The following is a 12,848-nucleotide window of genomic DNA, read 5'->3' on the forward strand; positions in this document are numbered from 1 at the left end:
TTTAATGCAATGCAATGATAAACATAAGCTTAAGTAGCTTTCAATCTTTCGTTGTTTTGTTAGTTTGTCGTAAAAGTAATAAAAAATAAATATAACGAAACTTTTTTTTATTTCGTTTTATTTCTTTTTATTTGAAACATCGATCGGTTATGGATTGACTGAAGACTCTCACTTGTTGGAAATAATTCGATCGGATACATACTTTGAATCATTAGAATATGTCCATAGACACGGTTAATAATAAAAAGACAGATATCAACACGGGAAACGAAATTTTCAACCAGCCTCGTGTATGGAGAAAAGTTTTTGGTTTCATTCAGGGCAAAAGACAAGAGATAAGAGATTTCCTTTTGCCGGTATTGTCAAATCCTGATCTCCGGATTGTACTTTCAGGAGCGGGTTCTTCGGCTTTTTTAGGAGAAGCCGCAAAAAGTATAGTGGCGAAAAGTACGGGGAGGACCACCATAGCAGTTCCAACTACTGATATTGTAACGCATCCTGACGTATTGTTTGCTAATGGTGCCCCGGTGTTACTGGTTTCATTTGCCCGCTCAGGCAATAGTCCTGAGAGTCTGGAAGCCGTTACCCTGGCTGATGAATATTATAAAAATGTCTACCATCTTATCATTACCTGCAATAAAGATGGCCGGTTGGCAGGGTACTCCAATGGCAAGACCCTGAGCCTTGTGCTTCCGGAAGAAACCAATGATAAAAGCCTCGCCATGACGGGCAGCTTTACATCAATGCTGTTAACGATCCTGCTTATTGCAGATATGGAGAACCTTGATAAAATGAAGCTCATACTGGATAAAATGGTTGAGCAGGCAAAATATATTTTTGAATATAAGAGCATTCTTGAAGGCATCATCTCAGATGACTTCGAGCGTGCAGTATTTCTGGGCTCGGGCGAAATGCTGGGGATAGCCAGAGAGTGTAGCCTTAAGCTACAGGAGCTCACCGACGGTCAGGTTATATGCAAACACGACTCTTTCCTGGCTTTCAGGCACGGGCCAAGGGCTGTGGTCAATCATAAAACACTCATGGTATACCTCTTTTCGGGCAGCGACCATGTTTTAAAATACGAAAAGGACCTTGCAGCAAACATTGCGGAAGATCCGAGGCAAATCAGGTCAATTTCCGTGGGCGGTTTGTCAGATCCTGAAATTCCAAATTCAGTATGGATATCGCTCAATACAGATCAGGAAGATCAGTTTCAGATAATTCCCGTTACGCTGGTTGGTCAGCTACTGGGGTATTACAAATCACTTAACCTCGGCCTTGATCCTGATAATCCATCCGTTACCGGAGCGATAAGCAGGGTAGTGAAAGGAGTTAACATTTACAAAAAAGGAAAATAATGATATTGAGTATTTGCCCGAATCCTTCTATTGATACCTACGCCTGGCTGGAGCAACTGGAACCCGGACAGGTAAACCGTATCGGTAAATTGCTGGAGTACCCCGGAGGCAAAGGAACTCACGTGGCCATGGCACTAAAGGAGCTTGGAGCAGATACCAATTTGCTGGGGATCTGGGCTGGTTATAGCGGGAGCTGGATCAGGCAGAAGTGCGAAGAGACCGGAATAGCCTGTGGAGGGGTTACCGTGTCAGGTACCAGCCGCAAGTGCTATACTTTCAGGAGCCAGAACGACCGGTTTGACAACACGGAGCTTCTTGAACCCGGACCGGAACTCTCACAAAGCAGCTATGCCCGTTTCAGGGATGTTTGCTATCACCAATTTCCTCAGAGTGACCTCATTTGTATTTCAGGCTCATGGCCTCAGGGAGCACCTGCCAATGCCTGTGCCGGGATCATCGAGCTGGCGGAAGGTGCCGGGAAGAAAATTATAGTGGATTGCTCCGGCGCTCAGCTTACCCATATTATAAAGCAGCGGTTTTTCGGGGTACACCTGAACGAGACCGAAGCCCTTGCCCTGGGTGCGGATAATATTGAGGAAGCTCTGGCTATGCTTAGTCGTAATATAGAGCTGGTAGCCATTACCAAGGGAGCTGATGGACTATGGCTGAGCTACAATGATCAGGTAGTCCATGCGAATGTTGATATTGAGCATGTGATCAGTACCGTGGGAAGTGGCGATTGCCTCACGGCGGGTATGGCCTACGCAGTGCACAAAGGCTTTGAATTGGAAGATATTGCGCGTTATGCAGTAGCCTGCGGCGCGGCCAACTGCCTATTTGAGGGCATCGGCCAGTTGAAAATAGATGATGTGGAATCTCTGTTACCAAACGTGAAAGTAAAAGTAATGGCTTATGGCAGCTAAGGATATTCTTGTAGTCGGAGAGTTGAATGTTGACCTCATTATGAGCGGTATGCCTTCCGTTCCTGAAATCGGAAAGGAGATACTGGCCCATGATATGACGCTGACCCTGGGTAGTTCATCGGCTATCATGGCTTCTAATATAGCCGCATTAGGTGCTGGTACGAGCTTCTGTGGCAAATTGGGGAGTGATTATTTTGGTGATTACATCCTTGGGGAGTTGCAGGGCAGGGGAGTGGATACCACCTGGATCACCAGGTCGCCCGATCATAAAACAGGGGCTACCGTAGTGATGAACTACGATCAGGACAGGGCCAATGTTACCTTTTGCGGTGCTATGGAGGCCTTGGGTCTGGAAGATATTCCGTGGGATAATTTACATGAATTCAGACACCTGCACCTTTCCAATTTCTTTATTCAGAAGAAGCTCAGAAATGATATCGTTGAGCTTTTCAAAAAAGCCAAATCATGTGGAGTAACTACCTCTCTCGATCTGCAGTGGGATCCGGCCGGTACATGGGAATTTGATCATCAGGCCTGTCTGCCTTATGTGGATATTTTTCTTCCTAATGAGGCGGAATTACTGGCCCTGACTGGTAGCCATAATGCAGAGGAGGCATTGAGACAGATCATGCCGTATGCCAACACCATTGCTTTGAAGCTGGGGGAGAAGGGGAGCATAGGTATTAGCGGGGACCAACGTACGGAAGTGCCTGCCTTTAAAACTGCTCAGTTTGTAGATGCCATAGGGGCGGGAGATTCGTTCAACGCAGGTTTTATACATCAATACCTCAAAGGAGCCACGATGGCTGATTGCCTGAAACATGGCAACCTTGCAGGGGCTTTAAATACTACTGCCGCCGGTGGTACCAGGGCTTTTACTGACAGGGCTACACTTGAGGAGCGAATGCAGGCAATATTAAAAAATGGTTCAAAATAGCAGTAAGATGAAAATAAAAGAAAAGCTACAGCTTTTTACAAAACAGAAACGGGGTTTATTGGCTACCAATTTCTATAACCTGGAGACACTTCACGGTGTACTTAAGGCTGCTCAAGAGTTAAATGAACCCTTGATTTTACAACTTACACAAAGTTCAATTGAGTATATGGGGCTTGACACCGCAGTTAAGCTTGGAAGAGCCGGCCTCAGGCAGTTTGGGGTAGAAGGGTGGCTGCATCTGGATCATGGGGGTTCTGTGGATCTGGTGCAGCGGTGCCTTGATGCCGGCTTTGATTCCGTAATGATCGATGGTAGTGAGTTGCCATTCGAAGAAAATATAAAGATCACCGCCGATGTGGTGAAAAGGGCAGAGCAATATGGTGCACACGTGGAGGCTGAACTGGGCTATGTGGCCAAGCTTGGCCAGTCGCATGCCAGGCAGGGCTTTACCCAGCCTGCCGAGGCAAAGCAGTTTGTGGAAGCTACAGGAGTTGATGCTCTGGCAGTGGCCATTGGTACAGCGCACGGATTCTATAAAAAAAGACCGGAGCTCGATATAGAATTGCTCGCCAATATTGCGAAAGTTACACCGGCAACCCTTGTTTTGCACGGAGGTTCAGGTGTGCCGGAAGATCAGCTCCAAAAAGCTATTTCCAATGGCATATGTAAAGTGAACCTGGCCACGGAAATCAAAAATATATTTATGCAAACCCTGCAAATCGAGTTGGCTGGCAATGCAGAGATAGACCTTAGGAAAGTATTCCCTAAAGCCACCGGGCAGATCACTGAGCTAGTGAAAGGTAAATTGAAGATCATGAAAAATTCGTCGGATGTTGAAATCGTTCATTGATGCCCACGTACATTTGAATACTACCTCCAGGGCCAAGATGGAACTGGCGCTCCGGCACAATGCTGCTTTTTTATCTATCAATACAGACATTCCGGATTTTGATAGCATCGAAAAACAGGAGCAGATTATACTTGAGCTTCAGGCACTTCACCCTGGCAGAGTACTCCACATTACCAGTTTCGACAACCGGTACTGGAATACGGATAAGTGGCTTACCCATGTTTTAAGGCAGATTAATGGTGGTATTGACAAAGGAGCTGTTGGTGTTAAAATGTGGAAGAACATCGGCATGGATAAATCACTCAGGGATGAAAACGGCCGGTTTGTGATGATGGATGACGAGCGATTTGATCCGATTTATAAATTTTTGATTGAGAAAAATATAATACTGATCGGTCACCAGGGAGAGCCTCGCAACTGCTGGCTGCCGCTGGAGGAAATGACTGTAAACTCTGACAGAGAGTATTTTGCAAAACATCCTGAGTACCACATGTACCTGCATACTGAATACCCTTCTTATGACGAGCAGATGCAAGCCCGCAATAATGTACTTGAAAAGCACAAAGCGTTAAAATTCGTCGGTCTCCACCTTTTCAGTATGGAATGGAACCTGCACGAAGTGGCCAGCCTGCTGGACAGGTTCCCCAACACCATGACCGACCTTGCTGAGCGTGTGTGCCATGCGCAGTTGCAGGCAAGGAATGATCATCAGAAAGTGCGCGATTTTTTCATGCGCTATCAGGATCGTATCATTTATGGTACGGACGTAATTGATGACGGCACACTATCAGACGAGGAGTTGAATGACAGGTTTAGCGATCTGTGGCAGAGGCATTGGGACTTCTTTGCCACCGATAAGATACTCACGGCACCGGAATTTGAAGGCGAATTTAGGGGGCTTTCCCTGCCTCAGGAGGTACTGTGTAAAATATTCAGAGACAACGCCGTAAACACATACGGTTTTGAAAAAGACATTTTTAACCCATTAGATAAAGTTACCACGAAATGATTTCAGGGTGACCATTACAAAACTTAAAACACATTAAGAAATGAAAGATAGCAGAAGAAACTTTCTCAAGCTTACCTCCATGGCTGGTCTTGGCTTTGTGGGAACCCGGTTAATGGCCTTTGATAAGCAGGACAACACCCTCATGAAAACCGTAAGCTCGGGAGAACGTTTCAATATGTCCGGTTTTGCCGCCCCTAAAATGGATAAGGTAAGGATCGGGTTCATTGGCCTGGGCAACCGTGGGCCGGGAGCCGTTAAAAGGATGAGCTATATAGAAGGTGTGGAGATAAAAGCTCTCTGCGACCTGAGGCAAGAAGCAACTGAGAAAACAAAGCAGATGCTCAATGGCACCAAGCATAACCCTGATCTGTACTACGGAAAGGCCTACTCGTGGAAGGAATTAGTGGATCGTGATGATATCGATCTGGTTTACATTGTTACCCCATGGGAGTGGCACACCCCCATGGCTGTGTATGCCATGGAGGCTGGTAAGCATGTGGCCGTAGAAGTGCCTGCAGCCCAGACCATGGAAGAGTGCTGGCAGTTGGTGGAAACCTCAGAGAAAACGCGGAAACACTGCATGATGCTGGAAAACTGCTGCTATGATTTCTTTGAATTACTTACATTGAATATGGCTCGTCAAGGCTACTTTGGAGAGATCATTCATGGCGAAGGAGCTTACATTCACAACCTGGTAGACCTTAATTTTAGCAAGACCTATTATGAGAGCATGTGGAGGTTGAAAGAGAATGCCTACAGGGACGGTAATCTGTACCCTACCCATGGACTGGGACCCATTTGCCAGATCATGAACATCAACCGCGGTGACCAGATGGATTACCTGACATCACTCTCCAGCAATGATTTCACCATGCATCAAAGGGCTGTGGAGCTGTCACAAACTGATAGTGCATACTCGGAGTTTGCTCAGAATAAGTTCCGGGGTAATATGAATACCACCATGATCAAGACCAAAAAGGGGAGAAGCATGATGATCCAGCATGATGTGAGCTCACCACGGCCATATTCGAGGATTCACCTGGTAAGCGGCACGGAAGGATTTGCCAGAAAATGGCCTGGCCCGGAAAAGGTTGCCAAAGGGCATAGCTGGTTAAATGAAAAAGAATTTAATGCGTTGGAGAAAGAGTATACGCCGGAAATTGTGAAGAAAGTAGGTGACCTCGCCAAAAAGGTAGGCGGGCACGGAGGTATGGACTTCATCATGGACTGGAGACTGATAGATTGCCTCAGAAATGGACTGGCCCTCGATCAGGATGTTTATGATGCTGCCTTATGGAGCGCTGTGGGCCTTCTGAGTGAGAGATCTGTAGCCAATAGGGCCATGTCGATAGATGTACCCGATTTTACCGGAGGCAGGTGGAAGACCAATGCACCGGTTGACATTTCCCTACAGGGAGCAGGCACCACCAATGTACTGATCAAGTAGTTTAAGGTTTGTTTAGATTAAAAAGAGCAGGCTTTCGTGGTCAGCTCTTTTTGTTTTTTCACGCTAATGGTATATTGCGCCGGAGCATAGCCAAAGGTTACTTAAAATTCCTCTATATTTATGTTTTGACATGAAAGACAAAAAAGGAGCAACAAAAAAGACGGCAGAAAGAAGATCGAAAATACTAGAACTTCTGGATGAGAAGGGACAGGTCAATGTAAATGACCTGAGTGAATCTCTCGGCGTGAGTGAAGTTACTATTCGTAACGATCTGGATAGACTGGAGCAGAACAAGCTTCTTGTGCGGGCACATGGCGGTGCTTTCAAAACCAGCAACATTACCCTTACGGTAACCGAAAAAAAGAAGATAAACCTTGACCTTAAACGCCTCATTGGCAAAAAGGCGGCTTCACTGATACAGGAAGAAGACAGCATTATACTCGACTCAGGCACTACCACCTTCGAGATATCCAACAACCTCGGTGGCTTCTCAAAGCTTACCGTGATCAGCAATGCCCTTGATATTGTCAACAACCTTTCAAATTACGATAATATAGATGTCTTCATGCCCGGCGGCTACCTGAAAGAGTTCTCCATGTCGCTGGTAGGGCCCATGGCAGAAAGAAACTTTAAGCAGCTATTCTGTAGTAAGCTCTTTCTGGGTGTAGATGCCATTAAGCCCAAAATCGGAGTGTTCACCCACCACATGGAGGAGGCCTATCTCAATCAAATCATGATCACCATAGCTGATGAAGTGATCGTAGTGGCAGATTCAACAAAATTTAAAAAATCAGGACTTGCATTTATCTGCGGCTTCAACGAAATCGACAAGATCATTACCGACAGTAACATAGAGCGTGAAGACAGAGAGTTTCTGGAGAAAAACAATATTGAAGTGATCATTGCCGAGTAGGTCAGTATCTGTTTTGTTTAATAAAAATGGTTGCTCATCCTCGGCTTTTTGACCCCTGCAGTGTTAGCAGGCAGGTTTTGGTTACCTTGCCCTCAACCGAAGACTCAAAGCCTGTTATTACCTGAAAATTAACAGAGGAATTGATTCATAGGCTTGAGGGATTTCAGGCAAAACTACGGAACTGAATCTTGTAATTCCATGGCAAGAACGATTTTGAAATACTAACAGCCGGAACGGATCAGTACAGCATGGTAGTTCATTACATGTTAGTGGCCGGCAAAATTCTACGGTAATTGCATAAAACTTGCGCCAATCACTTTCAATTTGTCGCCAAAGCGTTTCCAAACTCTAAAATATCTGAATTTTCCCTCTAAGGGTGTTCCCATCATTTTTCCTTTCGCTGTCATAGTTACAATTGAAAGTGCAGTGTCGTCTATGATTTTAATTTCGTTAATTTCTGTTGAAGCGTCTTCAATAATCATTGTTTTTGCTTTATGTGAAGTCAAGTCCATTTCCTTGGTTACAACTTGCCCTGTTGGTGCAACTGCAATCAAGTCATCATACAATAGTTGGTCAAGACTCTCCACATTACTTATGAGCTGAGCCGAAAAAAGTTTGTTTTCTGCTTCAATTATGTCTTCCCTGTTGATTTTAGTTCTGTTCATATTTTAATATTTTTCGTTTTTTAGTCCCTGTAAGTTTTGTGTCATTTTAGTTACGTCGTTTCATGTTGTGATGTTTAATCCTTCATTCTTTTTTCTCCACGACTCTTGTTTTGATTCAAAGTTGCTTATCATGGCTAACCGGTAATTTTAAAAAATCCCTGATTTCCGGTATTGAAACCGGAGATATCATCCGCTACATTTGCCTGCTCAGTTGGACACTGGATTGCTGGTCTTTCAGTGTGTTATTTTAGATTACCCGGTTATTCAAAGTTGACCTGAACAAGGAGTCAACGATTTGAGACCCAAAAGCTTGTTCAAAATATGACGCCTATCATATCTATATGAAGATTCTAACTAAAATGGCACACGAAAGATCAGCATAATTTTTTCTCACCTGCCTTTATCGGAAAGAGCTAAAACCGGATCATGCTAAATTTCCGGAGGTACACTAACCTTTCAAATTTAAGTTTAAACTTCTTTACCTACGTTGATTTTACAATAGCAGGTCTATCCATTCTCCTCATAATTTGATATATTAAGCATATTTATTTTTTTCAAATTATCAGACTATGGCAGAAACAAATCAGCTGAATATAGATACATTGGTCAATGAAAATAACATTATCATCAATGAGAAATACGCAAAGGTTTATTTCTCCGAACACTTACAGGTTTTAGGCATTGTTTGGGACGGCGTTTTTACCACCGATCAGTATACAGGCCTGTTTGACCGGCTCATTGAGTTTGGTAAAAAACACAAAATAATTGGTTTCTATTCAGATATAAGGAAGCAGGGCGTAGTGTCGGTAGAAGCCAGAAAGTACTTTGAAAAAGTAGTTTCCCCCGAAGCTCAAAGGCAAGGCATCAATAAAACAGGAGTAGTTTCCGATGCCTCCCCATTTAAAAAATACTATCTGAACACGATCATCAAAATGACAGGACGCCCGGCAAAAATATGCTCTAACCCTGAGGACGCCCTAAATTATGTTCTTGGTTATTGAAGTTTTCACTATGGGTTTTTAAAATTTCTTCCCTGTAGCCCGCTCAGATTTTTATAAGGCAGAGCCTAATGTAGTATCTTCTTTAAAAACTATCGGCCGGCATGCTATTGCTACATGCATAATCACTCCGGGAAGTTGATTTTTGGGGGCTTAAACAAAAGAGAACTATCAAGAATAAGAAAAGATATAGTTAAGGTTTTTGGATATAGATAAAAAAGTATGTCCATTACTCCTGACAGAGTCTCCTTATTTCCCGCTTCCCGGCAGAGTCTCTCGAAGAACACTGCACAAAATAGAAAAGCCCGAGATTGAATCCCGGGCTTTTCCATTGAATGTCTGGTTTCATTTAATAAGCCCTTACCAGCTTACCTTCCATAAAGTTAACATACGACTGACTGGCAACACGCATACCACCCGGAGTAGGGAAATTACCGGTAAAGTACCAGTCACCCTGATGGTTAGGGCATGCTTTGTGCAGATTTTCCACAGTCTGGTAGATCACTTCCAGTTCAGCATTCATCTCCGGAGGCTTTACTATTTCTGCTATTTTTTCAGATAACTCCTCATAAGTAAAGAGCTCATAAAGCTTGTTTACATGGTTTACAGGCTCTTTTTTGGCAAGCGACTGCTTACAAAGCTCATAAACCTCCTCCATCATGTATTCCTTGCCTTTATCTTTTAAGAGTTCCACCATAGCCCTGAATGCAATGAATTCATTCATCTTGGACATGTCAATACCATAACAGTCAGGGAATCTGATCTGCGGCGCAGAAGATACAATCACCACCTTCTTTGGCTTAAGCCTGTTGAGCATGGTGAGGATACTCTTTTCCAGTGTAGTACCACGAACGATAGAGTCATCGATGATCACCAGGGTATCCGTATGCTTTCTGATCACCTCATAAGTAGTGTCATAAACATGGGCTACCATCTCATCCCGGTGGTCGTCATCAGCAATAAAAGTCCTTAGTTTGGCATCTTTGATTACAATCTTCTCTACCCTTGGTCTAAACGACAGGATGTCCTCTACGGAATCCACTCTCGGCTTGCCTTCCAGCACAACCTCTTTACGCTTGGCGCTCAGGTAGTCTTCCATACCCTCCATCATACCCAAAAAGGCTGTTTCCGCAGTGTTGGGGATGTAGGAGAAAACCGTGTTTTTAAGGTCGAAATTAATGGCCTTCAGGATCTGGGGAACCAGAAGTTTACCCAGTTTTTTCCTTTCGTTATAAATATCGGGATCTGTTCCCCTTGAGAAATATATCCTCTCAAAGCTGCAGGACATTTTTTCCGTAGGTTTAATGAACTGGTATTCACCAAACTGCCCATTCTTTTTCATAATTAATGCATGACCAGGGCTGATTTCTTTGATCTGATTATAATCAACATTGAAAGCCGTTTTAATGGCCGGCTTCTCAGAGGCCACAACGATCACTTCATCATCGGCATAATAATAGGCAGGTCTGATACCCGCAGGGTCTCTTGCCACAAAAGCATCGCCATGCCCAACCATACCGGCCATGGTATAGCCGCCATCGAAGTCTTTGCAGGCGCGGCTCAGTACCTTTTGCAGGTCAAGTTCGCTTTCTATTACCTCAGTGATCTCCTGATTGGAGTACTGCTCCTTATATTTTCTAAAAATATCGTTGTTTTCTTCATCGAGGAAGTGGCCTATTTTCTCCATTACCGTAACGGTGTCCACTTTCTCTTTGGGGTGCTGACCAAGCTTCACCAGGATGTCGAACAGTTCGTCCACGTTGGTCATGTTAAAGTTTCCGGCCACTACGAGGTTCCGGCTTCTCCAGTTATTTTGCCTTAGGAAAGGGTGACAGTTTTCTATACTGTTCTTGCCGTGGGTTCCGTATCTCAGGTGCCCCAGCCATAGCTCTCCGGTGAAGGCACAGTTCTCTTTCATCCACTTTTCATCGTAGTACTTGTGGCCACCTTCCTTTTGGGCTTTTCGGTATTTTTTACCAATCTTCTCAAATATCGTCTTTATCGGATCCTGATCAATAGATCTGTATCGACTGATATACCGCAGGCCGGGCTTCAGGCCAATCTTGATATTGGCAACGCCGACACCGTCCTGGCCCCGGTTGCGTTGTTTTTCCATCAAGATGTACATTTTGTTTACGGCATAGGTTGGTGAACCGTATTTTTCGATGTAGTAAGATAGTGGTTTTCGTAGCCTGATCATAGCTACACCACATTCGTGTTTTATGCTGTCACTCATGCGTGGAAATTAAAATGCAAAGCTAACACTATTAATAATTCTCATCAAACCATCTGGTTTAAAGAATATTAATAATAATGCTAGAACCATAACGAATCCCAAAAAATTCTCAAAGCTGAATAAATTTTTGCCATTATCTGCCTCATGTTCTGGTGCTTTGAAGATCATGTAGTATGGAATTCTCAGGTAGTAGAAGAGTGATACTACCGTATTGGCCAAACCAAACACCATCAGGTAGAGCATCCACGGGTTGTCACTGGTGGAGTAACTTTCCCAAAGGGAGGTGAATACAAGAAGCTTGGCGGTGAAGCCACCGGTAGGAGGAAGTCCCGCTAGGGATATCATAATGATCACGATCATTATAGCCAGGGGAACAGAAACTTTTATCAGGCCACGGTATTGGTCTACATCAGTGTAGCCGTAGCTGCGTTCCACATGGTGGACAAACATGAAAGCAGCAATATTCATAACCAGGTATATGGCCGCGTAAAATAACAAGCTTTGCATGGCCAGTTCGCTAAATGCCACCATGGTTACCAGCAGGAAGCCTGAGTGGGCAATGGAAGAGTAAGCCAGCATTCTTTTTACGTTCTTCTGCCAGAGCGCAGAGAAATTACCTATGGTGATCGTCAGGATAGTAATCACAGCCAGTATGGAAGACCAGCTCAGCGGACTGAGTCCAAAAAGATTGATGATGATCACCCACTTGACAAGCAGTGCAAACCCGGCAAACTTGGGCACTACCGAGAAAAACGCCACAACCGGTGTAGGGGCAGAGGTATATACATCAGGCGCCCAGATGTGCATAGGTGCCGCTGAAATTTTGAAAAGTATGCCCCCGAGTACTAAAAAGCAGCCGATAGCCAGAGGTATCGTGTCTACATTCATCATCATTTGCGCAAATTGCGGTTGATAGAAATGAAGTGATCCTGTAAACGCATAGAGCCACGACATACCGAAAAGCATAATGCCCGATGCTGCTGCACCAAAAAGCAAATATTTCATACCGGCTTCAGTACTGCTTTTGTTGAAACTGAACGCCGTGAGCAGGTATGAGCTGATGGAGATCAGTTCGATGCTGATAAAAACCAGAAGCAGGTTACTGGCCATGACAAGCAAATGTGCGCCCAACACTACAGAAAGCAACAGTGAATAATATTCTCCCTGCCTGTTTGTAGCTTCACGGCCTCTGTATCCCATAGCCACTGCGAGAAAAGCTCCCGCTCCGATGAGAAGTTTCCAGAGCACAGCTACTTTGTCAAGCCCCAGCATGTTTTGAAACAAGTGCTGCGGATTCTCTCCAAGTATACTCCACTGCCTGATATCAGTAAATAAAGTGATAGCCAATATCAGGAGGCACAGAAACTGGATCGGGGAGCCTTTACGGATTTTCGGGAAAAGGCCGGCAATGAGTGTTAGAATGATACCAAGTGTAATGACAAACTCTGGCTGAAAGTATGACAGACTTGAAGTGATATCCCGCAGTTTATCGTTCAGTGTACTCTCCATGAA

11 protein-coding genes are annotated in these 12,848 nt (G+C 44.4%); 8 read left to right on the forward strand and 3 right to left on the reverse strand.

Going from position 1 to position 12,848, the window contains the following annotated elements; all coding sequences use genetic code 11:
* Nucleotides 1-218: 218 nt before the first annotated feature.
* The 7 genes from LVD17_RS17325 (at nt 219) to agaR (ending at nt 7,437) form a co-directional block, all read left to right on the forward strand.
* A complete protein-coding gene (locus LVD17_RS17325) occupies nt 219-1,358 on the forward strand; it encodes an SIS domain-containing protein (RefSeq protein ID WP_233760274.1) in 1,140 nt (379 codons plus the stop codon).
* Nucleotides 1,358-2,281 (forward strand): 1-phosphofructokinase family hexose kinase, encoded by a 924-nt coding sequence (locus tag LVD17_RS17330; protein ID WP_233760275.1) that lies wholly within the window; start codon nt 1,358-1,360, stop codon nt 2,279-2,281. Before LVD17_RS17325 ends, LVD17_RS17330 begins: the two co-directional genes overlap by 1 nt.
* Nucleotides 2,271-3,218 (forward strand): carbohydrate kinase family protein, encoded by a 948-nt coding sequence (locus tag LVD17_RS17335; RefSeq protein ID WP_233760276.1) that lies wholly within the window; start codon nt 2,271-2,273, stop codon nt 3,216-3,218. The genes LVD17_RS17330 and LVD17_RS17335 overlap by 11 nt, the downstream gene beginning before the upstream one ends.
* A 7-nt stretch (nt 3,219-3,225) precedes the next feature.
* Nucleotides 3,226-4,068 (forward strand): class II fructose-bisphosphate aldolase, encoded by an 843-nt coding sequence (locus LVD17_RS17340; RefSeq protein WP_233760277.1) that lies wholly within the window; start codon nt 3,226-3,228, stop codon nt 4,066-4,068.
* Nucleotides 4,049-5,077: an amidohydrolase family protein gene (locus LVD17_RS17345; protein ID WP_233760278.1), complete on the forward strand. Its 1,029-nt coding sequence runs from the start codon at nt 4,049-4,051 to the stop codon at nt 5,075-5,077. Before LVD17_RS17340 ends, LVD17_RS17345 begins: the two co-directional genes overlap by 20 nt.
* Nucleotides 5,078-5,117: 40 nt before the next feature.
* Nucleotides 5,118-6,524: a Gfo/Idh/MocA family protein gene (locus LVD17_RS17350; protein WP_233760279.1), complete on the forward strand. Its 1,407-nt coding sequence runs from the start codon at nt 5,118-5,120 to the stop codon at nt 6,522-6,524.
* A gap of 130 nt (nt 6,525-6,654) precedes the next feature.
* Nucleotides 6,655-7,437: a transcriptional repressor AgaR gene (gene agaR / locus LVD17_RS17355; RefSeq protein WP_233760280.1), complete on the forward strand. Its 783-nt coding sequence runs from the start codon at nt 6,655-6,657 to the stop codon at nt 7,435-7,437.
* A 284-nt stretch (nt 7,438-7,721) separates the two neighbouring features.
* Here agaR and LVD17_RS17360 read toward each other — a convergent pair whose 3' ends face one another.
* Nucleotides 7,722-8,102, reverse strand: coding sequence for a nuclear transport factor 2 family protein (locus LVD17_RS17360; RefSeq protein ID WP_233760281.1), 381 nt, complete (start codon nt 8,100-8,102; stop codon nt 7,722-7,724).
* A gap of 569 nt (nt 8,103-8,671) precedes the next feature.
* Here LVD17_RS17360 and LVD17_RS17365 point away from each other — a divergent pair.
* Complete coding sequence (locus tag LVD17_RS17365) at nt 8,672-9,103, forward strand: hypothetical protein (RefSeq protein ID WP_233760282.1); 432 nt, start codon at nt 8,672-8,674, stop codon at nt 9,101-9,103.
* A 346-nt stretch (nt 9,104-9,449) separates the two neighbouring features.
* Here the strand turns inward: LVD17_RS17365 and LVD17_RS17370 are convergent, their stop codons facing one another.
* Together LVD17_RS17370 and LVD17_RS17375 are read right to left on the reverse strand one after the other, a co-directional pair.
* The gene (locus LVD17_RS17370; RefSeq protein WP_233760283.1) at nt 9,450-11,336 is read right to left on the reverse strand and encodes an amidophosphoribosyltransferase; all 1,887 of its coding nucleotides are present in this window, start codon (nt 11,334-11,336) and stop codon (nt 9,450-9,452) included.
* A gap of 9 nt (nt 11,337-11,345) precedes the next feature.
* Nucleotides 11,346-12,845 (reverse strand): NADH-quinone oxidoreductase subunit N, encoded by a 1,500-nt coding sequence (locus tag LVD17_RS17375; protein ID WP_233760284.1) that lies wholly within the window; start codon nt 12,843-12,845, stop codon nt 11,346-11,348.
* Between the last annotated feature and the right edge of the window lie 3 nt (nt 12,846-12,848).

Origin of the sequence: Fulvivirga ulvae, assembly GCF_021389975.1 — a bacterium.
Taxonomy (GTDB): Bacteria; Bacteroidota; Bacteroidia; order Cytophagales; family Cyclobacteriaceae; genus Fulvivirga; species Fulvivirga ulvae.